Below are 21,930 nucleotides of genomic sequence, written 5' to 3'. Positions count from 1 at the left end.
TTTTCTTCGCGATCTCTATCGTCACGATCTTTTTGATCTTTGGCAGCGCGATCTTTGTCGTCACGGTCCTTCTGTTCTTTGGCAATGCGTTCTTTGTCGTCACGGTCTACTTTCTCCTTAAATACATTTTCAACAGAAGTGTTACCCGGAAGCCCTCTATGTGTACCCCAGGCATTTCCTTTTGGTAAATGGTCTTTATCGCCGGGAGGCGGTGTATTAGTTTGGGTTGTAGTTGTATTTATGGTTGTATTGGTAGTTGTGTTATTGGTTTTATTGGTAGTTGTATTTGTGGTTGTGTTTGTTTTGGTATTGTTGGTAGTAGTTTGTTGCGTATTGCTCACTGTTACCACACGGGTATCACGGGGTTGCTCCCTTACGATGATCGTTTTAGGCTGTTCTTTAACAACAACTACCTGGGGTTGCTGTTTCACCACAATTATTTTAGGCTGCTCTTTTACTACAATTACCCTGGTTGGTGGAGGTGCGTTGGTATAAACGACAGTTTGGGTAGAATGGCAGGCAATTAGTAAAATTACGATACCTGTATACGACCATATCGTAACTATTGATTTGGAATTCATGAGGTTCAGATTTTTAGGGTGTACTTTAACCTGTTTTTCAGGTTATTGGAAAACAGATTATGGAATAGCTTACTATTAACGGGAATTACGCTTTTTTAGTATATGTATTTTTTATTATTCATTGGTACAGTAAATCACCTGTTTCCCTTGCTGTGAGGAAAGTTAACAGCAATAATTATTCGTAGAGGGCCACCTGCTCCTTGTGCCTTGTTCCTTGAGCCTTTTTTATTGTGCCTTGAGGGCTTGTGTCTTCAATCTTGAGCCTTGTGCCTTTTGTATTTATCTTTTCAAAGTGATTTTATACGCCGAATAACCCGATGTTGAGTTGGTATAATGCGGTTCATGAAGTATGAGGCTTTCATCCGTTAATATGAGCATATTATAAGTGTGCCCGTTGGTATACACCTGTAAATTGATTTCAGAGTATGTGTAATTGGCCGTATCGTACTTACTGTTTACGAAAGAATACACTTTGCCATCGGTTCTGAAATCAACATAATCGGCTGCTATACCGGTGTAAGGAATAACCTGCGGAGAGGAGCCGGAAGTATACACCGAGTCGATCATTTGCACTACGCTCCATTTGTGCATCAATCTTTCTGTTACAGACGGTGTGGAGTTTTTTTTGCAGGCAGAAAATAAGAGCGTCGTGGCAGTTAAAATAATAGCAATAGCAGCGGTTGCCGCCAGCGGCGTTGGTACAAGTTTTTTCATCAGAATCCCCGGTTTTGATTAATGAACAGAAAAATCGCCGGTACATAGCGCAGGCGATGTTGGTTGCTTTCGATTGTAGTTATGAGAGGGAAGACTGGTAATTTATGGTTTTACATGAAAGATGGAGCAGCATAAAAATAAGGAAAAATGATGGGTTTATGATTTTATGCGGCTATAGGTGCAAAACGAAATCCCGCCGGAGGCGGGATTTCAATAACCGATGCCTGGTTATTTAACTAACCGTGGAACCGGGTCCGACGTAACAGATTGTCCGTACAGGCCAATGGCTACAACGCGGAACCAGTACGCAACAGCCGACTTCAAACCTTTAAAGGTATGCTTTCGATGGGCTGTTGTTTCGCTCACCCAAACGGTGTTAGCGTTGGGTAGGTCGGTGGTGTACTGGTGTATGTACGCCCTGGCGCCTGCAACTCTGCTTGCGATAATGCTGGCTTCGCCCGGCTGGTTGGTTTGTACCGCTACCTGCCTGAAGGGCAACAAGGGAGCCGATATACCCCTTTCTTTTGCAAGATCAAAACCGCTGCTTAATAACATCGATTTATCTCCTTTGCTAATTCGGGATACATAGAAGGCCACTTCGGTTAAAACTTCCTCGAGGGCCATTCGCTTGTCGTCTTTGATGGAAATTAATTTTCTGCTTCCATCGCCGGCAGCATCTAATGCTGCCTGGTATTCCTGCAGGCTCTTTTCAAGCGCCTGTACAAGGGTGGTATCGGGAAAAAAGGAATTGCCTTTTATACTGCTGAGTATGTGATTTCCTTTTTTCGCCAGCTCGCTGTCGCGGCTTTCTTTGAATGCCAAAACTATTCTATTCATAAAATGAATTTTTTAAGTGAACAAATTGGTTAATGAACGTGCTACTAAACATCGCTTACAAACTATTGGCCAATAGTATTGCATACAAGGTTACCGATTTGAGTTGCCGGTTTTACCGGTTGGATCCTTACTACGTTTGAGGTTGTGGTTTATAGTTTGCGATCAGTTTTTATTACTAACTGTAACTATAAACTTTAAACTTGTGCAGTGCCGTTAAAATCGGTTATACATGTTAGTTCCCTTGTTCGATACAAATGTAGGGTGGCTGTTGGCCCAAATCCAAATTTGTGGCAGTATTGGCGGAATTGGCAGAAATTTGAGTTATAACCCTGCGGATACGGGGCAATTAAGGGCTGTAAAGGGGTGTTTCGTGTATGACTTACATATGAGTGTTTCGCGCAAAGGCAAAGCAGTTTATAGTTTGAGCAACTACAAACCACAAACCAGAAACATTCGATGGCAACCGGTACTTTCGATTTCGGAATTTGAAATTAAAAATGCCGAAAAGTTATTTCGTTTTATGAATTTGAAAATAAGGATGGCGATAAGTTGTTTCCCCGGAGGCGCCGGTTGTTTCATTTTGATGAAAAGGTAATTCGGGATGGTCACGGGAAAATTCGTGTTTATAATTTGAAACTACGGCAGGCGAAAAGGATCTTCGTATCGGCAGTTTGAAAAAAAAGATGGCCATCCGTTATTTCATTTTTCTGAAAATGTAATCACTGCCCGCCATGAGTAAGTTCCTTTTCTGAATTTGAAATTAAAGAGAGCGACGGGAAACTTCGTTTTGGGAAATCGAACAAAGTAATGGCTGTAAGTTGTTTCCTTTTGACCGAAAGTAATTTCCTTTTGCTATAATATAGAAGCCTTTTGAAGACCCTGTACTTCGTTTTGGGAAATCGAAACAAAAAATGGCTATCAATTAATTCGTTTTAAAAATTCCTGAAAACGGATGCCTTCAATTAATCCTACAACAGCAAAAATGCTGTTGTCCTTTACGCTGTTTCAACAAAAAAAGGTTTATTCCGCGTATATAAATTTCGTTGCCGAAGATGGTTTGCCGGCGGCTTTTATTTCTTTTTCGATGAACTTCGTTAGCATCACGTTACACGTCGGTAAAAAAAATATATAACTAATTTGATTACCTTTTGCCTCGTAAAGGCAACTATAATATAGCTAATCTTATCCACTACGACTGTGAAAAATCGATAACAATTTGGTTTATATTTTTAAAAGCAATTATTTTAGTGGCGGAAATAGCAACTCAACCAATGACCTCCATCAACAGCAGTTAACATACTGTAACAGGTATTGCATGTACCTGCATGAAAAGATTCCATTCTTTTTATTATATTTATAGTACTCATATTTTCCTGCCTCACACTCTTATCCGAAACTTATCCGAAACCTATATCCTCAACAGTTTCATCGCATAACACCTTATTCCTGTTTGTTATATAGGTAAAATTACCCAAATTGAAAAGCTTGATGCAATACCAGGACAATGATCTTATGTCCCGATTTTCGGCGGGAGATGTACACGCGTTTAACGAGGTGTACAAAAGGATGCATCAGCGTATTTACTTCTTTTGTAAAAATCTGGTGGGCGCCGACGAAGCCATTGACATTACGGCCAACTGCTTTTCGAAATTGTGGTTAATGCATACGCAATTCAATACGAAGGAAAATATACAGGCTTTTCTTTTTATAACCGCCCGCAACAATTGCCTGAATTACCTGAACCATATAAAAGTAAGATCTCAGAAAGAAAAGGAGATCAGTGAACTGACCAACGAAGAGATCTTTATCAGAAATGCTGAAATAGAAGCCGATATTATTACCCGCATACGGGAAGAAGTAGAAAAACTGCCCGATCAGCATAAAAGAATCCTCAAGCTGTCGTATTACGACGGCTATGCCAACCAGGAAATAGCTACCATGCTGGGTATGAGCGAAAAAACCGTGCGCAACCTCAAATCGCTCGCGCTCAAATCATTAAAAGCTATATTCATTGATAAGAACATGCAGATCAGCTTTATTGCCATTTTTTTGTACAGATTGTACTAAAGAGCTGAACTATACTACAATACTTCCTTGTTTTTCGCCATATTAAGATTGTATTATTTTTTTTTGAACATTTCGGGACAAATGAAACCCCTTGCCTGTTTTAATATAAAGGGGGATTCTAAAAACCAGCGCCGCGAATCATAGTCTGGTTTAAAACAGGGGGAAGTAATGATGCCTGAGGATGGAATGTTTTATATCCCTAACAATTTGCTTTATGAATGACGTACAAAGAATAAAAGATTTAATAGAAAAATATTTAGCTCAGGAACTGAACAACAGCGAAAGGGTTGAGCTTGACCAGTGGGTAAACGAATCGGAGCATAACCGTAAATTATTTGACCGGTTAACAGATGGAAAACAGCTTTTTGAATTAAAAGAAGAGTCGGCCATTGCCGAAGAGAAGATAGCCAGGTTAATTCGTGAAAAACATCCCGAATTAGCACTGTTAGGTACAGCCCCGGTGGTACCAATGCGCAAATTAGTTTGGTTTAAAATGATACCGGCAGCCGCCGCGGTAATGATTGTAATAGGGGCAGCAGGGTATTTATGGTTTAAAAGTAACACCCCCAAAGAGATTGTAAAAACCGAAACCCATGCAGCTGTTACCGACAAAGCGCCGGGGCGTGATGGCGCCATTTTAAAGCTATCTAACGGCGAAGAGATAGTGCTTGATGAAGCGGCCAACGGAAATCTTACAAAACAGGGAAGCACACAAATCACCAAACAAGGTGGGTTGCTGGCATACAATAGCCAGGGAAAAAGTACCGAAGTTCTTTACAATACATTAAGTACACCCCGTGGCAGGCAGTTTCAGCTGGCGTTGCCCGATGGCAGTCATGTATGGCTTAATGCAGCATCAACAATAAAATTTCCAACGGCATTCACCGAAAGCAGCCGCGAGGTAACAATTTCAGGCGAAGCTTATTTTGAAGTGAAAAAAGATGCCACCAAACCATTTCGGGTATTGGCCAATGGTACACAGATAGAAGTGTTGGGTACGCATTTTAATGTGAATGCATATAATGATGAGTCGGCTGTAAAAACAACACTGGTAGAAGGAAAGGTGAGAATAGGCAATGCGCGAAAGGAAACAGCAACTACGGGCAATCAGCAACCAGTAATATTAATGCCTGGTCAGCAGGCGCAGGTAAAAGAGAGTAGGATTGATGTGGTGAAAAATGCTGATGTTAATGCGGCACTTGCCTGGAAGAACGGATTGATCGTATTTAGTTCTGCCGATATAAAAGAAGTGTTGCGACAGGTGAGCCGGTGGTACGATGTTGATATAGAATACACAAGCGATATAAAAGTACCGGAGTTCTTTGGCGAAATACCACGTACGGTGAATTTGAGCGATGTACTGAAGATCATTGAGCTCAACAGCAGGCTGCGTTTTACCGTTGCAGGAAATAAGGTTACCGTTACGCAGCCACAGTAGTAAAGTATAGCTATGAAAAAAGTGTAATTCATTTGTATAAATAATAGTAACATGTTTTGATGTGAGTTTGGTTTTTTCATGTAGTACGATACCTTATTAAAGTGAAAAACCCTGTGTTACTGCGTGCCCGTTACTATTAGCCGATTACCACCTTGCCTATATGGTTCACGATTTTGCCGGTCATGTATCCCGATGGTCCGTTCGGGATGCATGAGCTGGGGGAAACTGAAATGGTAAACATTAACAGCAACATTAGCCTGCGATTGTATGCTAAACCAAAACTACCATACTGCCATTGAGCGAGGGTTGAAAAAGGAAACCGACAGAGAAAAGATCTTTAATTGTCTTTACACCGGTTTGTTCGACAGGGTTTGCATGTCGGCTTATAAGGTTTGTGGAACCGAAGAAACGGCCAAAGATCTTACACAGAATGTATTTATGAAAGTGTGGAATCAGATAGATCGCTTAACCGCAAAGATCGAAAACTGGAAGGGGTGGGAGAACTATCTGTTTATAATGGCAAAGAATGAAGCGTTGAACTATAAAAGAAAGCAGGGCAGGGAAGTGAAAAGTAAAACCGGTTACTTCAGAAGTGTAAGTATGATGTGGAACCACGATGCCCTGCTGGAGAAAGAATGTGAGGTGTTATTTACGAAGGCATTCAATGATTTAACACAACGGCAGAGCGAAATTTACTTATTAAATTATTACGGTATAAAAAGGGATGCTATTTCAGAAAGATTGGGTATAACCTATACAACGGTTAGTAATATTCTGAATGATGCACGAAGAAGAATGCGGACTTATGTTTGTGAGCGGTTAGAAATGACTGTTAAAAAAAGTTCCTTATTGTCGGTTGACTGATACATGATTATTGCTTATATTACACGTAAGCTTATTCGATAGTTGGTTACACATTAAAACCCTTGTCCACGCCCCTGGTACGGGCGTTATTTAAGGTTGGATGCAAAGCATCTATTGTCAACAAATTGAAAAACTTCTTGCTATGATTGGTGCAGTACTTCGCATGCCTGAAAGCGTTGCTTTAGGTTGTTTGGTATTAATTGGTAGTTTAACTTCTTCAGCATGCAAACTGACGAAAGCCACTTGTAATCTCTCTGCAACAGTTTTAAATAATTTGCTTTATATAACACGACCACTTACCATTGGTAAAGTGGTTTTTGCATTTAAACAAGACATCAGCAATAAGAATAATATACAGGCATCAATATATTTTGAACAGGGACTTACCAATAAAACAAGCCGGGCAAGCTACCGGCTTTTATCTATGTAAAGAAATATCCGTTTGAAATACCATCTGGTTACTTTGTTCGTAATACTTATCCTTCGCTAACACTTTTGCGAACCATATAAAAAAGGACCATTACCCATTATAACCATTATTCGCAGTGTTGACCATTTTTGCCACCGATAGGCAAACAAAAGCCGGAAGTGTTGGAGCACTACCGGCCGGGAAGGTTAACTAAAATAACGTTAAGCGTAATTATTTCATTATTAACCTAACAAAGCAAAACTATGCAAGATTTCGATCTTGGCAAAGCGCCCGGGTATGGGGTTGCTAAACCAAAACTGCCTATTCTGCGAATTATGAAGATGACTGCATTCATATTGTTAGCGGCCTGTATGCAGGTAAGTGCCAATGGGTATTCACAAAAGGTTACTCTTTCGGCAAAGAATGCTCCTTTGATAAAAGTCTTTGAATCAATCACTAAGCAAACAGGTTATCGCTTTTTTTACAACCAGGAACAATTAAGCAAATCGAAACCGGTTTCCATTCAGGTTACCGATGCCGAACTGGAAGTAGCCCTCAATGTCTGCTTCAGGGACCAGCCATTTTCATTTTCGATTGTTAACCAGGTGATAGTGGTGAAGGAGAGGGCGTTGGCTGTTATTTCAACAGAAGGTTTTGGGGGCGTGGCTCCGCCATTAATTGATGTAAGGGGTAGGGTAGTGAATGAAAATGGAGATCCGGTGGAAGGGGTTACGGTGACAGTGAAAGGGAGTTCAAAAAATACGATGACTGATAAAAATGGTGAGTTTTCACTGGCAACGGTAGAGCAAGATGCGGTGTTGGTGTTTACGCATGTGAGCATGGAGAGTTTTGAGTTGAAGGTGAGTGGAAAAACCGAACTTGCTATTAGTCTTAAATCAAAAGTCAGCGCCCTGGACGAGTTACAGGTTATCGCCTACGGCACAACGACCAAACGCCTCAATACGGGCAACGTCAGCACTGTCAGGGCGGTGGATATCCAGAAACAGCCGGTATCTAACCCGCTTGAGGCCATATCTGGCAGAATGGCCGGCGTTTACATACAACAAACCACCGGCGTTTCCGGCGGTGGTTTCAATATTGAGATCCGCGGCCTAAACAGTTTGCGGCAGACACTCGGTGGCAATAATGGCAACCTGCCATTGTTTATTGTGGATGGCGTTCAAATTACATCATCTTCTCTCGATCAGTACAACGGCATTGCGGGCCAGGTCACACCCTTAATAAGTCCGTTGAATACGATAAGCCCTTCCGACATCGAGAGCATCGAAATACTTAAAGACGCCGATGCCACGGCCATTTACGGTTCCCGTGGTGCCAACGGCGTTGTCATCATCACCACCAAAAAAGGAAAAGCTGGTAAAACCAAGGTTGAATTTAACCTGTATACGGGTGCAGGTAAAATTTCCAATAAAATGGATTTGCTGAATACCGAACAATATTTGAAAATGCGCCATGAAGCATTTTCCAATGATGCCGTTACCAGCATTCCTTCGTTTGCATATGACCTGAATGGTTATTGGGATTCGACACGCTACACTGACTGGCAGAAAACGTTAATCGGCGGCACCTCGCATACAACACGTGCCGACGTTAATTTATCTGGCGGCAACCAGCGCACGCAATTTTTACTAGGCGCTGGTTATTTCCGCCAAAGCACTGTATTCCCAGGCGACTTTGCTGATAAGAAAGCGTCTGTACATTTCAATTTAAACCACTCTTCAGAAAATAAACGCTTTAATTCTTCGCTGACTGTAAACTATATTTTGGATAAAAACAATTTACCCACGCAAGACCCAACGAATGCAGCGCTGATATTGGCTCCCGTTGCCCCATCTATGTTTAATCCTGACGGCACCCTCAACTGGGCTAACCTGTCATGGCCCAATTTCAATAATCCATACGCAACTTTTCTGAGGCCCTACGATGCCAATACAAATAATCTAATCGCTAATAGTACATTAAGCTATCAGATTATATCTGGCCTGCAACTAAGAACCAGCTTTGGCTACAACAAGATGCAGATGGATCAAACCAAGCTTACACCTATCAGTTCGCAAAACCCTGCGTTTAATCCTACAGGCCAGGCTGCCTTCAGCCATCAAAGCTATACGAGCTGGATAGTCGAACCGCAATTAGAATATCAACGCGGAATTTCAAAAGGTAATTTGAATGTGCTGATTGGAACCACCTTTCAGCAGAATCTAACCGATGCTCAGGCATATACTGCAAGGGGATTCACCAGTGACGCTCTTCTGAATAACCCAGGCTCGGCACCTACCATATCACCTGGTAACCTAACCTATATCAAATATCGTTACAATGCGATATTCGGGCGTATTAACTATAACTGGGATAATAAGTACCTGGTCAACCTGACCGGAAGACGCGATGGCTCTAGCAGATTTGGCCCTGGAAAACAGTTTGCCAATTTCGGCGCCGTGGGGCTTGGCTGGATATTCACAAATGAACAATTTATCGAACATTTTTTGCCTGCGATGAGCTATGGTAAAATCAGGGTCAGCTACGGAACAACAGGAAACGACCAACTTCCGGATTATGGGTACCTGAATACATATTCATCTACATCAAATCCCTACAATGGCACCGGTGGATTACTGGTAAATGGTTTGTTTAATGCAAACTTTGCCTGGGAAACGAACAAGAAAGCCGAAGCAGGTATCGAATTGGGATTCATAAACGACAGAATATTACTTACCACCAGCTTTTATCGCAACCGTTCATCAAATCAGTTGGTCGGATATCCACTTCCAACTATAACCGGTCAGTCGTCCCTGCAGTATTTCAATTTGCCTGCAACTGTACAAAATACTGGTTGGGAATTTGATGTGAGAACCGTCAACTTCAATGGAAAACACTTTACCTGGACGACCTCGGTTAATGTGACACTTCCCAGGAATAAACTCATCTCATACCCCGGTATCGAAAAATCGTCCTATGCCAACACTTATGTCGTAGGTAAATCGCTTTATCTCCTGAAAGCTTATCACTTTCTCGGAGTTGATCCCCAAACCGGCGTCTATACTTTTGAGGACGTAAACAAGGATACCAAAATCACTTACCCCGACGATCTGCAAGCGTATAAATCAGTTGAGAGAAAATTCTATGGTGGATTTGCCAATAATTTCAAGTATAAAAATTTTCAACTCGATGTTTTCTTTCAATTTGTGAAACAGACCGGGCTTAATTATCTGAAATCATTTAGCTCACCTGGTGTGATCAGAAACCAGCCTAATTATGTGCTGGATAGATGGCAAGCCACGCAAACCAGCACCGACATTCAGAAATATACCCAGGCTTTTTCCGGAACGGCTGCATCTGCAGCATACTCCAGTCTTCTGTCCAGCGACGCTATCGTATCCGATGCATCGTTCATCCGGCTCAAAAACATTTATTTATCCTATCAAATCCCAGCTGCATGGCTATCTCGCATAAAAGCACAATCAGCTAAACTATTTATTCAGGGACAGAACCTGATCACGATCACAAACTATTTAGGGCTAGATCCCGAAACCCAAAGCTTTCAGTCCATTCCTCCATTAAAAATGCTGACAGCCGGAATTCAGATAACCTTATAAAATATACTGCAATGAAAAGCTTTAAATATATACCATCGTTATTGTTATTCGGCGGGTTACTCTTACTTGCCAGCTCATGTAAAAAATTTATCGATGTTGGCTCACCCAAAAATTTGATTGATGCATCCACTGTATACGAAAACGATGCGACTGCAACCGCTGTAATTCGGGGTATTTATAGCGATATGATCAATGGCGGCGGATTCGCAAGCGGCACGATTTCGAGCGTCACATTTGTCGCAGGGTTGTCAGCAGATGAATTAATCGCCTATTCATCCGGATATCTGCCCTATTATACAAATTCCCTTACATCGACTAATATCAACTCGACATTGTGGTCAACCCCCTATAAATTTATCAATAATGCCAACGCTGTCATTGAAGGTTTAAATGGGTCATCAGGTGTGACGACCGCTACAAAGAATCAACTTTTAGGTGAAGCAAAGTTCATCCGCGCGTTTTGTCATTTTTATCTCGTTAATCTTTTCGGCGACGTTCCTCTGGTAACCACTACAGATTATCGCGTCAATGCTATACTATCTAAAACGCCAAAGACTGAAGTGTATCAACAAATCATAGCTGATCTTACAGATGCCCAAAACCTCCTTGCATCCGATTATTCATTTTCAAAAAACGAAAGGGATCAGCCCAATAAATGGGCTGCAACCGCCTTGCTCGCCAGGGTATATTTGTTTACAGGCGAATGGGCAAAGGCCGAAGCACAGGCCTCCACTGTTATATCCAATCCAAATTTCAGTTTGCCAACCGATCTGGATGCCGTTTTTCTGAAAAACAGCAGCGAAACCATCCTCCAATTGAAACCTGCCGGAACAGCCTATAATACCAGCGAGGGCAATGTATTCGTACTTACTACTGTACCCAGTAATGCTTCCCTCAGCCTGCCATTATACAATTCCTTTGAAACCGGAGATAACAGGAAAACAAAATGGGTAGGCACATTTACAAGTGGAACAAGCGTGTATTATTATCCCAATAAATACAAAGTGCAAACAGGGACCAATCTGACCGAATACTCTATGGTGTTGCGCCTTGCTGAACAATATTTGATCAGGGCGGAGGCAAGGGCTCAGCAAAATACCAATCTGACAGGTGCACAGAGCGATCTGAATGCCATTCGCAACAGGGCGGGACTCGGCAATACAAGCGCGGCCGATAAAGATAACCTCCTTGCCGCTATTGCACAGGAACGAAAAGTTGAACTGTTTACCGAATGGGGACACCGATGGCTAGACCTTAAAAGAACCCAAATGATAAACCCTGTAATGACTGTGATAGCGCCTCAAAAGGGTGGAACCTGGAACAGTTATCAAAACCTATACCCCATACCACTAACAGAAATAACCAACGATAAAAATATTATCCAAAACGACGGATACTAACTATACTATCCCTATGCTGAAGATCGTAGAGAATACATCCCTTTGAAAGCCCTCCGGGGAACGGATTTACTATTAACCGATTTGCCTATCCATTGTTCAGACGTATTAAGATTCGAAGACAGTAAGGGTAACTTAAACATTAAACGATTTAAAGATGATGCAGCAATTAAAAAGGATACTGATGACGAGCGTACTGCTATCCGTGTCATGTGCTAATTTTGCCCAGACAAGTGTAAAAACGGTATTGAAAGTCGGCGACAAAGCGCCTTCTCTCGATGCATTTAAATGGGTAAAAGGTTCCGCTGTGCCTGAATTTAAAAAAGGAAAGGTCTATCTGGTGGATTTTGGTGCAACCTGGTGCGTGCCCTGCGCTCAGGCCATTCCACATCTGACCGACATTGCAGCGAGCTTTAAAAATGACGTTGAGGTAATAGGTGTTTTTGTTATGGAGGCCAAAAAAGACGTAAAAGACCTTTCGTATATATCAAGAGTAGAACAATATGTAAGGCAGAAAGGTGATGCCATGAAGTACAATGTCGCGGTCGATAAACCGGAAGGAAGCATCGAAACTGACTGGCTAAAAGCCGCTGGATTAAACGGGATTCCACAGTCCTTTGTTATTGACAGGAACGGCATTATAGCATGGATCGGAACTCCCGATGAAAAGATGCTGACCCAGGTGCTTGACTTGGTAAAGAGCGATTCATATGATATAAAGGATGCCATTATTGGAAGTGAAATGAAGAAGGCTTACGAGAAGCCATCTTTGGATGAATCCAAGGTCCTTTTCACAGATGGTAACGGCAGTGAAAACGATTTTCTGTATCGTTCCGTCATTTCTAAATATAAGGGCGAAAAAAACCGGAGCGGTTACAATTATGTTCATACTATCCCTTGGATTATTACATCGTCAGGAAAATCATTAAAAGGAGTTCAGGAAGTAGGGGTTTCGTTGGCAAATCTTTACTTTATGGCCTATGAAGATACACTCGGAAGAACCGTTTTTACAAGGGAGCTTCAAACCGCGGAATATCCGGATACAATAGCCCGGCCCCACACTCGAAGTTTTTACGGGAGATACTGGTATCGGCCTATACTTGAAGTAAGTGATAAAACGCCATTCCAAACCTCGTCGAATTCAATTGAAAACAAGTACATCTATAGTTTGCTTACAACAGAGGATCATGTTACGGCAACCAAATTACAGGAGATAATGCGTCAGGATCTGAAAGGTTATTTTGGTTATGAAGTCGTGGTAGAGGATAAAATGATGCCATGCTGGAAACTGGTAACCACAGAAAAAGCTAAGACATTGCTAAAAGCAAAGGAACCAGGAGCGAAATTTAAGGGCATGGCTATGAATGACACCCTGTTTCATATAAGCAACGCCATCACACGGGATATTTTAATGAGGCTCATTCTGAGTTTCAGCTATAGCAATAAGACTTTTGATCAAACGCCAAAGGAAGAGGCGCCATTTATTGATGCTACAGGTTTCACCGATGATTTTGATTATGATATTACCCTTGCAGATGCACGGGCATTTGCCACTTGGGACAGGGCTATACAGTTTTTGCATGGGTTGGGTCTTGACTTGGTAAAAGGTGAAAAGTTAATGAAGGTCATCATTATCAAAGACTCCAAAAAGGGAAACTGACCATTTTACATTATAAAAAACCTCCTGCTAACTTGCGGGAGGTTTTTTTATAATAAGCTTTTGGCTAACTTGTATGTAAGTAGGAACTCGTCGGCCACTACGTATAGTGTGTTTCCAAAAACCTTGAACTCATTCACCTTCGTCGATTTGTAACGTCCAATATAAAAACTAAATGTATACTGGCCATTTAGGAGATTATAAACATCAATCACATTTGATTTACGGAAATTACTTTGCGTTTCGTTGTCTGCCTTTAGCTCCGATTGCACGAATAAATAGTTGCCATCCGTACAGCAGTTTCTATTTATAATTGGCGGCGGCTCAGAAAGCGTAATTGTATTATCGGATTTTACTTTCGCAATTTTGAGCTTCGCCGTTGTCGTCGTGTCAATCGTCTTTCCTTCATAAATTAAATTGAAGTTGGTATCCAGGCAAAGAAATTGATTCCGGTATCGATACAGATATGTAATGCGGGATAAATGAGGATTATAATTAAGCATTCCATCAACACTAAAGATCCCGTCAACCTGCTTTTTTAGGAGGTTTGAAAAGCATTTTATGACTGAGTCTTTATTTTTCCTTCCAAGATTGTATTCCATTTTTTTATTATCGAACGCTCTTATGGCAAATGTCGACGGGGTTATGGGCAAAATAAAGTCACAGGTGTCATCTTTAAACAGGAGTTTATCTATTTGCATGTTTTCCAGATTCCCCATAAACAATGAGTGCGAAAACGGATCTGAAAGATATACCCGTGGCGAATCAACCCGGAGCAGTCCCAGAACGATCTTCCTTCCCGTTTTATTGACGATAATTCTTTGTTCTATTTCGGAAGATGCTTTATCTGCGACTATTACAGTGAATGGTTTCCCTTCGTCTGACAAATAAACGTTCTTCTCTGACCCTCCAACTATCCTATAACCACTGGAAGGTAGCTCCCGGGCTTTGATTAGTTGAATAAAATCGCTGCGCAGTGAACGGTTAAAATTATTCGGTTGCATGGTCATTATGTCTGATACAAAATGCAACCCCGCAATAATGGTGAAACTAAAAATACAAACAACCGAAACATAGATTAGCTTCCTTTTCATAACTGTTTTCAATACCTGTTAACTATAATGAAAGACCGTAAGTAAACAAATGGCAAATAACCGCTTCCGGTTTCATTTAAAAGATTAGTGCCTCAATCTTTTAAATGAAATCTGATCCGCTGCATCTTCTGCCGTTGCATAAACGAGTGAAACTGGCGAACCATTAACTAAAATTGAGCAATCTGTCCGGTTGCTTTAACCCCACAATTAGGATTATCGCATTCGCCGTTAAAAACAGTGCCGCTAACATTAGCATATCCTGTTGGGGTTACTAACTTTGGTCGAAAAAGCACTGGCACTGGTGCTAATATAAGCGCTGCAGATATTAGTAGTGTCGACTCTTTCATAAAAAATGTTTAATGATCAATGAACCTTCAAATAGAGAAATTGGAGGCATTCGCCTCCAATTTCTACACCAAAGATTAGAATCTCAGAATTTTGCTGGAAGTTTGATTTGTCGCATCGTTTGAGGTTTCATAAACCGGAGAAACTGGAGAACCCGCAACAAGAATCGTACAATCAGTGCCGGTAGATTTAACCACGCAACCAGAATTGTTTGTTTCTCCACTGAAGATAGTACCACCAACATTAGCATAACCTGTTGGATTTACTAACTTGGTTGTAAATGCGCTACCGATGGCTAATACAAAAGCTACAGACATAAGAATTACTGACTTTTTCATAAAAAATGTTTAAATGATTAATGAACTGCTTACTCTGTTACAGGTTTTCAGCTACCCCTGTTTATTGCCGCAATAAATAATTTTTCATTTATAAAGCCCTTAATAAGTTGGGCCGATCAAATTTGCTATGTGGATGACGCACTACCTGGATTTGTTGTCTGTTCCGGGATTGTATAAGAAAATACCTGATAAACCTAGCAGTGAGAAAATTATATTAAACACCAAATGCTGATCCCAGTTCATATTCTGCAACACACCACCACACGAGCAGGGAATGTTGCCATCACTAAACTGCGTAATATCCACGATGTAAAAAGTAAAAATCAGCATCAGGCAGAAACCTGCATATAGACCAGCTAATCGAAATCTCGCAATCGCCAGCAATAGTGATATCAGAATTTCAACGACTGGTATTGCCCAGGTAATGATACTGGTAAACTTTGTAAGTATTGGTGATTTGCTAACCTGTACCGTAAATTTTTGATAATCGAGCAATTTACTGATTGCCGCATATACGAAAAGTAGAATCAGCAAGAAGCAAATAATCTCAACGATTGTATTTTTTTTTATCGTCGTGAAAGTGTTTCTTTTTTCATGTGGGTTATTTCCTCGAAGCTTAGCTGACAAAACATGGCTTTTCATAACGAACAAGGTTTTAAAACCCGGGAACACGCTACATCATGCTCCCGGTAACTTGATAAATGTAAATATGAAATGTATATATGTTTGAGGGCATGGACAAATGCCTGGGTAAAAAGCTTACTGTAAACTGCCTCCGCTTAGACAAGTAAGGCAGACAGCAAGCCACTGTTAAAAACCTTCTATAATAGATCAAGAAAGGCCATTGTTGATTCTCATCATCAATACACTTACAACCGTTCTGTTTTTTTATTCGGCTGTTGGCCGCCCTGCTTAAATAAACAAGGCAGCACAGCCTCTATCTACTGTTGTAATTAGAGCACCTCCAATGTTTACTGGTTGGCTAAAACCGGAAGTCCCATATGAGTATAACCGTCCGTTTACTGTATTCCTGTGATAAGCTATTATAGTGCCTCAACTAAACAGAAAAGGCAGTATAATAACAACCTTGTAAATTGCCCTCTCGGGCAATTAGCCGGTCTGATCTATGCCTGTCAGATACCGGCATAAGTTGAATATGTTCAAAAATCTTATTGCAGCCATAAGCCGGACGCCGGTGAAAATCATTCTATACTTTGCCTGGTACCGTCTGCCCGAGCGAAAAGCAGCGGTTTAATTCATCATGTGTTGTACCACGTGTGTAGCATTGTATTGTATAGCGAATTTGACCCCCACTATGTTTAAGGTAAATCCCTTCATACAATACACAACACATCACCGGTCAACCCGGGTTATAGCCTAATGTATTGCTGTGTAATCGTAATAAAAATCAATCCATCAAAAAAAAATGTCTTGTCCTTTATAGTGAATTAGGTGGAGTTTGCAGGCATCCCTTTCCTGCTGTAGTGTTTTCATTGGTCAGATAATGGTCAAAAATTGAAATAATGGCACGTGTATTTATCAAAGTACGGGTAAACTTTTTTTGTAAGCTTACCGCAGCTGCCCTTACTAAAAAGAAAAGGCGTTACGGTAGGTTGTCAACAAACTGAATACTCATCAGTCTGAAATTCTTATATATTAATGAGCTTAATTCTTTCTTGTTCATTGTTCCTTGAGCCTTGTTCCTTTGTTTATTGTCTCTTGTGCCTTAATCTTTATCTAAGTTACTACCTCGCATTTATCGTATTTGCACAACTTCTTATCATTTCTGCACTTTTTTTTCTTTCTGCTGTCTCAGCTCTTTTTTGTTGTGAACCTGTATGCAAGTTAATACCTCCTATTTATCGTATTTGCACATTTTTTTATCAAAACTGCACTTTCTTTTCAGTGCCTATTTGTATAACCGTTATATCATTAGCATAATGTTGACGAATCCATTCCAATGGCGTCATGAAAAAAACAGATTTATAATCCCTGGTAAAATTGTTCTGTTTTTTATAACCGCATTTCGAGGCTACCTGTTTAACCGATACGCCCGTCATGAGTATATCCCGCGCGGCTTCCATGCGTTTCTGCAGGCGGTAGTGCTTTACCGTCATGCCGGTGATCTCCTTAAATACCCGTTGTAATTGATTACGGCCAATGTGGATGTCGGGAACCAGGTCGTGAATATTTTTTCTGCTTAGGGGAGTGGCGTCGATGGCATTTCTGATAGTGGAGGCTGCGTCGAAAATAATGTTCGTCTGGGCTGATTTTCTGGTCATAATGGATAAGGTTTGTAATTACTGAATTGCTACAGAACAAAATGGTCTACTCGCTATTACTATATCAACACAAAAATCGAAGATGTTTTATAGGACGGATGACGCTTGGAGGAGGAGTTGCTGTATCTGTATCAAATTTAGTTTTTTTCTTTTTACCAATAAAGGTTAAAATCTAAAAAATTGTTACGGAATTTTCAGGTTATACATGCTTCTGCTTAGGATTTGACTGTTGTTATTTTGTGGGATCTGTTAAATAACGGTGAAACACACTCACTGTAAACCGTATAGGAATGCGCATTTTTAATATATGTTTTATGTAGAACCTGTTTGCGGTGCAATGCACACTGGCACTGCACTTTGACACATGCAGTGCATAACGGAGTTATATAAGGGAAACAGCCTATCCGTCTTAATGCTTTAATATAGCAGCTTTTACTTCAAAAATTGCTTCCAACTGATCCCATTGTCTGATAATGTGTGGGTAGTGTACATTTTCTGATACTAATTGAATTGTGTCTTCTGTCTGACCAGGATAAATTCGTCTTATTATGCCATTCCAGTTTTTGTCAATAGTAAAAAAATATTTACCCCAGTTGATAATCCGGTAATCTGCTAATCTTGTAATTGCTACTCTGCAGCCGCGTTTAAATACTGGTTCCATACTATCATCGGGTATTTCAATAGCTCCATCTATGTATCCCAGAAATGGTAGATCGATACGCTCTGCAATCAATTGAGGTTCATCGTCAATTATCAAAACAGTTCCCGCAACCGCTTTTTCATTCGTTTGGAATACAGTTTTGACGTATTTTTTTAGTGGTATCCTTACTTTTAATGATTGATGCCTCAGAATATCTTCTTCAGGTGATTTTTCCGGCAAAGCATTCTCTGGAACATTTAAAAGGAATTTGTCCAGGTAATTCATTAGTTTATTATAAACCGCAGCATCACTTGGTCGCGTGCCCTTGAACCATTTATACATGTTCTCTTTAGGCACACCAGTAGCTTTAGCGATTTGTATCACAGACATACCGGTTTTTTTTATAACCTCTTTTATTTTTTTCTGAAGTGTATCGTCCATTGACCTAAATCAATTTAGTTGTAGAGTATTACAAATGGATGTAAATAGTTACATTTTAATCTTATCTTTATTTCATAATCGAAATAGTTATAACGAATAGCTGAATATCAGTGGTTTATTCATAAAATTGTCGGTAAATAATTGATTTATATAATGTTGTGTACTTATTACGTTTAGCGATGTATGCTGAGAACATCCAAAAAAAAGTTTAAATCTTTCTATCAAAAAGCCAGTTTTATTCGATCAGGATTTATTTATTTTAAATATTTCCATATTAATGTAAAATTTTATAAAATAAATCTTAGTTTTATATTAATTAATTACCTGTCATGGTTGAAAATCAGAATTTTGAAAATGAGAACATTCGACTTCCTGATGATTTTCATATGATTATCCAGGGCTATTGTTTGTTATCAAAAGAGCTACGGCCGATTATGTGGTCTATTTTGGTAATGTCAAGGGATCCCACTGATCTATATAATATTTTCAGGGTTTTACTCACGATTGACGCAGAAGCGTCCCGTGAAATCGAAAAAGTTTTTAAAATATCCCAAGGATCAGATATCCCAAAACAAATTGTCGATGACGTAATATTTCGTTTGAAAGAAAATAAAATTTGGGGTTACCTGAAAAGTGTTGAAATTAATCCCTGATAAGATCATCTTAAAAGTAATTCAGGATTTTCTTTATTTAAATCAAGAAAAAATAAATGGACCTTTTAAAATTTTAATCTCAGGTTAAATCTGATATCTTTCAGGTTACTAAAGATAATTTTTGTTTAGATGTTTCTCTTATCTAAACAAAATTCCCGAAAGGGGTATTTGCGGTATTTCACGCTATGTGGAAGGTATGCTAACGCTGATAAAAACAGGCGGAAGTCGTCATTATCAGAATGCATATTGTAAAATCAAATTTTAAATCGCAAATATAAACACCATGAACATTTATAACTTTTCCGGTGGCCCCGATGTCGAAATTTATAAACAAGTAAACATTATAATTTGGATCCTCATCCTCATTCTGTATTACTTCTTAAAAAATAGGAAACAAATTACTCCTTGTCCTTACCACTTTTCTATTTCTGGCTATAAAGGTATCATATAAAATTATAAAAAATATACTTTATTGTAAATATTGTGGAACAAGTTATAATTTATTGATCGAAATTAATTGATTGGGAAAGTCAGTTTTCGTTGGATGCTTTAGGTCAAATGAAAAACCCTAAAAATGCACAACTTTTTTTTGCACTCTTTTAGTACAGCAATACTGCTGAACTGTTTTAATAGTGTACATCTTCAGTTTTGGCAAAAATCCCTCGCCGGACAATGCCACTACCTGGTGAAGTGCAGTTGCGAACTTCTCATTTCTATTTTTTAGTGTAATTGTAAAACAGGTTCAATGCAATACTTGAGCCTGTTTTATCTTTTTATACGATTGGTAGAAATCAATTCTTTTACCCTCTGAATACAATTGTAAAAGTTGATTTTTCGCGGGTGTTAGTTTCCTTCTTTGTTAAGTATTTCACTATCAGATAATCCGGTTGCTTCGCGAATAATCTGCATGGCAGCCGCTTTTGTAAGGTTATCGCTGTTCTTTTGAATATATCGGGCAATGGTAAATTCAGTACAACCAAGTACATCCATCAGGCGCCGCCGGGTAGCTGGATTGTTTATTGCCTTTAATGCTTTTTGGCTGAGTTTCATTATTGCTTAATTTGGTGCAGCAAATTTGCTTTACAAAGATAGACGAACAAATTGTAAAATAGGATAAAATATTGTATTGTTTTATAATAAATTGATTGTAGTCAATGGACGAAACGCTACAGCAAAAAATAAAAAGTGTAATTGCTAAAACAGGGTGGAATTATAAACGTCTGGCCAAAGAGTTGGAAGTTTCGAGTAATAATATGTATAAATGGAAAGATGCCTCCAATCCTCGTGATCATAAGGAATATGAAATGATGGTCAAAAAGCTGGATGATTTATTGGCTGGTACATCTGAAACCAGGTCCGAAGATCCCCGCAGAAATTATATTACCCAATCCAAAAGTGATGCACAACCCGCAAAACCTTTGCTGGTAAGTATTCATTTGTCAGATGAAGACGACGGTACTGCTTACACCGATGAAAAAGCTGTTCCGGGTTCTGTAATTACTATCAACGGAAAACCCGCACTCATTGCCTACGGCAATAACCTGCCTTTGATTGGTGAAGTTGATGGATTGATCAGCGTTCCCGACGAAAGTATGGAACCGCGGTACAAAAGTGGTTCCTGGATTGCCATAAAAAAACTGAAATACACCCGTATCATCAACGCGGGGTTCTATTACTACATCATCGACAAAAATAATGAAGCGCTCCTGCGAAAAGTGCGTACCAGCGGTGAAAACAATAGCATTACCTTATTATCTGAAAACGATGCAGTTTATCCAGCTATCACCCGTAGTATGGACGATATCTTAGCCATATTTAGTGTAAAGGCAGTGGTTATTAAGTAATCTCTTCAAATGATGTCTGTAACTTGTTGAAACCCCTGTATTATATACACGAGCTGTTCAACTTGATGTTCCCCTCCATATTTACCCAACCCCCGCTAAGCAATTTCTACTAACACCTGAAAATTTGACCCATTGCGAATAGGTAATGCGGCCATGAACAGCGTTTCATACCCGTGAACGCAGAGCGGCTGGTGCAGTAATGGTTTCTCTGTAACGTATAAACGGTATTTTATGAAAACAGTTCTTATTGTTGATGATTCAGACTTTGTTCTTCAAATGCTCCGGTTTACGCTTGAGCAGGAGGGATATGCTACCCTCGAAGGTACCGATGGCGTGGACGCGCTGAAGCACTTCGACGGCCAGCCCATTGATCTCATGATCACTGATTTGAACATGCCTAATATGGATGGTCTGCACCTCATCAGCAACATCAGGTTACAACCCGTTTATAAGAATATACCTATTGTATTATTCGATTCGCACAATGCCGATGATAAAGAATATATCGAACAATCGGGCGCTACTGCCTTGCTGTCGAAAGACATGTTGAGCGAAAAGCTGATTTCAACCGTAAAACAAATGATCGGTTAAATGACCCCGTTCGAAGCCAAATACACCGAAGAGGCGCTTGAACTCATTGCTGAAATGGAACAGCTTATGCTGCTGCCCGATGAACACCCGCCGAAGGCGGGTTATTAGTGCCATCTCCACA

The 21,930-nt window shown here is 40.1% G+C and carries 18 protein-coding genes; 10 read left to right on the top strand and 8 right to left on the bottom strand.

Annotated elements, in window-relative coordinates; translation table 11 throughout:
• Window positions 1-860 precede the first annotated feature (860 nt).
• Together AC59IL_RS14300 and AC59IL_RS14295 are read right to left on the bottom strand one after the other, a co-directional pair.
• Window positions 861-1,295 carry a hypothetical protein gene (locus AC59IL_RS14300; RefSeq protein ID WP_496552826.1) on the bottom strand — a complete coding sequence of 145 codons (435 nt, stop codon included), beginning with the start codon at window positions 1,293-1,295 and terminating at the stop codon, window positions 861-863.
• A gap of 228 nt (window positions 1,296-1,523) precedes the next feature.
• Window positions 1,524-2,132 carry a fibronectin type III domain-containing protein gene (locus AC59IL_RS14295; protein WP_496552825.1) on the bottom strand — a complete coding sequence of 203 codons (609 nt, stop codon included), beginning with the start codon at window positions 2,130-2,132 and terminating at the stop codon, window positions 1,524-1,526.
• A gap of 1,476 nt (window positions 2,133-3,608) precedes the next feature.
• Here AC59IL_RS14295 and AC59IL_RS14290 point away from each other — a divergent pair.
• The 7 genes from AC59IL_RS14290 (at window position 3,609) to AC59IL_RS14260 (ending at window position 13,584) form a co-directional block, all read left to right on the top strand.
• Entirely contained in the window at window positions 3,609-4,199 is a 591-nt protein-coding gene (locus AC59IL_RS14290; protein WP_496552824.1) for an RNA polymerase sigma factor, read from the top strand.
• Between the two features lie 214 nt (window positions 4,200-4,413).
• Window positions 4,414-5,637 carry a FecR family protein gene (locus AC59IL_RS14285; protein ID WP_496552823.1) on the top strand — a complete coding sequence of 408 codons (1,224 nt, stop codon included), beginning with the start codon at window positions 4,414-4,416 and terminating at the stop codon, window positions 5,635-5,637.
• Window positions 5,638-5,904: 267 nt separating this feature from the next.
• Window positions 5,905-6,501, top strand: a complete 597-nt coding sequence (locus tag AC59IL_RS14280; RefSeq protein ID WP_496552822.1) for an RNA polymerase sigma factor — start codon at window positions 5,905-5,907, stop codon at window positions 6,499-6,501.
• 100 nt (window positions 6,502-6,601) lie between these two features.
• Window positions 6,602-6,931 carry a hypothetical protein gene (locus AC59IL_RS14275; protein WP_496552821.1) on the top strand — a complete coding sequence of 110 codons (330 nt, stop codon included), beginning with the start codon at window positions 6,602-6,604 and terminating at the stop codon, window positions 6,929-6,931.
• Window positions 6,932-7,521: 590 nt separating this feature from the next.
• Entirely contained in the window at window positions 7,522-10,527 is a 3,006-nt protein-coding gene (locus tag AC59IL_RS14270) for a SusC/RagA family TonB-linked outer membrane protein (protein ID WP_496552820.1), read from the top strand.
• Window positions 10,528-10,538: 11 nt separating this feature from the next.
• Complete coding sequence (locus tag AC59IL_RS14265; protein ID WP_496552819.1) at window positions 10,539-11,927, top strand: RagB/SusD family nutrient uptake outer membrane protein; 1,389 nt, start codon at window positions 10,539-10,541, stop codon at window positions 11,925-11,927.
• A 154-nt stretch (window positions 11,928-12,081) separates the two neighbouring features.
• Window positions 12,082-13,584 (top strand): TlpA family protein disulfide reductase, encoded by a 1,503-nt coding sequence (locus tag AC59IL_RS14260; RefSeq protein ID WP_496552818.1) that lies wholly within the window; start codon window positions 12,082-12,084, stop codon window positions 13,582-13,584.
• Window positions 13,585-13,631: 47 nt separating this feature from the next.
• On the opposite strand, the gene AC59IL_RS14255 is transcribed toward AC59IL_RS14260, so the two are convergent.
• From AC59IL_RS14255 to AC59IL_RS14235, 5 genes are all read right to left on the bottom strand, one after another.
• Complete coding sequence (locus tag AC59IL_RS14255; protein WP_496552817.1) at window positions 13,632-14,675, bottom strand: hypothetical protein; 1,044 nt, start codon at window positions 14,673-14,675, stop codon at window positions 13,632-13,634.
• 422 nt (window positions 14,676-15,097) lie between these two features.
• Window positions 15,098-15,358: a DUF6520 family protein gene (locus AC59IL_RS14250; protein WP_496552816.1), complete on the bottom strand. Its 261-nt coding sequence runs from the start codon at window positions 15,356-15,358 to the stop codon at window positions 15,098-15,100.
• Window positions 15,359-15,499: 141 nt separating this feature from the next.
• Window positions 15,500-16,000, bottom strand: coding sequence for a MauE/DoxX family redox-associated membrane protein (locus AC59IL_RS14245; RefSeq protein WP_496552815.1), 501 nt, complete (start codon window positions 15,998-16,000; stop codon window positions 15,500-15,502).
• 1,241 nt (window positions 16,001-17,241) lie between these two features.
• Window positions 17,242-17,640 carry a helix-turn-helix domain-containing protein gene (locus AC59IL_RS14240; protein ID WP_496552814.1) on the bottom strand — a complete coding sequence of 133 codons (399 nt, stop codon included), beginning with the start codon at window positions 17,638-17,640 and terminating at the stop codon, window positions 17,242-17,244.
• A gap of 409 nt (window positions 17,641-18,049) precedes the next feature.
• On the bottom strand, window positions 18,050-18,721 hold the full coding sequence (locus AC59IL_RS14235; RefSeq protein WP_496552813.1) for a LexA family transcriptional regulator: 672 nt from the start codon (window positions 18,719-18,721) through the stop codon (window positions 18,050-18,052).
• Window positions 18,722-19,050: 329 nt separating this feature from the next.
• Here AC59IL_RS14235 and AC59IL_RS14230 point away from each other — a divergent pair, with 329 nt between their 5' ends.
• On the top strand, window positions 19,051-19,374 hold the full coding sequence (locus AC59IL_RS14230; protein ID WP_496552812.1) for a hypothetical protein: 324 nt from the start codon (window positions 19,051-19,053) through the stop codon (window positions 19,372-19,374).
• 843 nt (window positions 19,375-20,217) lie between these two features.
• On the opposite strand, the gene AC59IL_RS14225 is transcribed toward AC59IL_RS14230, so the two are convergent.
• Window positions 20,218-20,424, bottom strand: a complete 207-nt coding sequence (locus tag AC59IL_RS14225; protein ID WP_496552811.1) for a hypothetical protein — start codon at window positions 20,422-20,424, stop codon at window positions 20,218-20,220.
• Between the two features lie 104 nt (window positions 20,425-20,528).
• Here AC59IL_RS14225 and AC59IL_RS14220 point away from each other — a divergent pair, with 104 nt between their 5' ends.
• Both AC59IL_RS14220 and AC59IL_RS14215 read left to right on the top strand, forming a co-directional pair.
• Entirely contained in the window at window positions 20,529-21,218 is a 690-nt protein-coding gene (locus AC59IL_RS14220) for a S24 family peptidase (protein ID WP_496552810.1), read from the top strand.
• Between the two features lie 231 nt (window positions 21,219-21,449).
• The gene (locus tag AC59IL_RS14215) at window positions 21,450-21,809 is read left to right on the top strand and encodes a response regulator (protein ID WP_496552809.1); all 360 of its coding nucleotides are present in this window, start codon (window positions 21,450-21,452) and stop codon (window positions 21,807-21,809) included.
• Window positions 21,810-21,930 lie beyond the last annotated feature (121 nt).

This window comes from Niastella sp. sgz303648 (assembly GCF_059587045.1).
Note: the sequence above shows the minus strand (reverse complement) of the source record. Positions and strands in the feature narration are given on the sequence as shown.

Bases quoted from the DNA above. Each gene is read 5' to 3' on its own strand.
- AC59IL_RS14230 (WP_496552812.1), top strand. From the start codon at position 19,051: ATGGTTGAAAATCAGAATTTTGAAAATGAGAACATTCGACTTCCTGAT.
- AC59IL_RS14300 (WP_496552826.1), bottom strand. From the start codon at position 1,295: ATGAAAAAACTTGTACCAACGCCGCTGGCGGCAACCGCTGCTATTGCT.
- AC59IL_RS14255 (WP_496552817.1), bottom strand. From the start codon at position 14,675: ATGAAAAGGAAGCTAATCTATGTTTCGGTTGTTTGTATTTTTAGTTTC.
- AC59IL_RS14245 (WP_496552815.1), bottom strand. From the start codon at position 16,000: ATGAAAAGCCATGTTTTGTCAGCTAAGCTTCGAGGAAATAACCCACAT.
- AC59IL_RS14295 (WP_496552825.1), bottom strand. From the start codon at position 2,132: ATGAATAGAATAGTTTTGGCATTCAAAGAAAGCCGCGACAGCGAGCTG.
- AC59IL_RS14280 (WP_496552822.1), top strand. From the start codon at position 5,905: ATGCTAAACCAAAACTACCATACTGCCATTGAGCGAGGGTTGAAAAAG.
- AC59IL_RS14215 (WP_496552809.1), top strand. From the start codon at position 21,450: ATGAAAACAGTTCTTATTGTTGATGATTCAGACTTTGTTCTTCAAATG.
- AC59IL_RS14250 (WP_496552816.1), bottom strand. From the start codon at position 15,358: ATGAAAAAGTCAGTAATTCTTATGTCTGTAGCTTTTGTATTAGCCATC.
- AC59IL_RS14240 (WP_496552814.1), bottom strand. From the start codon at position 17,640: ATGACCAGAAAATCAGCCCAGACGAACATTATTTTCGACGCAGCCTCC.
- AC59IL_RS14225 (WP_496552811.1), bottom strand. From the start codon at position 20,424: ATGAAACTCAGCCAAAAAGCATTAAAGGCAATAAACAATCCAGCTACC.
- AC59IL_RS14285 (WP_496552823.1), top strand. From the start codon at position 4,414: ATGAATGACGTACAAAGAATAAAAGATTTAATAGAAAAATATTTAGCT.
- AC59IL_RS14275 (WP_496552821.1), top strand. From the start codon at position 6,602: ATGCAAAGCATCTATTGTCAACAAATTGAAAAACTTCTTGCTATGATT.
- AC59IL_RS14260 (WP_496552818.1), top strand. From the start codon at position 12,082: ATGATGCAGCAATTAAAAAGGATACTGATGACGAGCGTACTGCTATCC.
- AC59IL_RS14235 (WP_496552813.1), bottom strand. From the start codon at position 18,721: ATGGACGATACACTTCAGAAAAAAATAAAAGAGGTTATAAAAAAAACC.
- AC59IL_RS14220 (WP_496552810.1), top strand. From the start codon at position 20,529: ATGGACGAAACGCTACAGCAAAAAATAAAAAGTGTAATTGCTAAAACA.
- AC59IL_RS14265 (WP_496552819.1), top strand. From the start codon at position 10,539: ATGAAAAGCTTTAAATATATACCATCGTTATTGTTATTCGGCGGGTTA.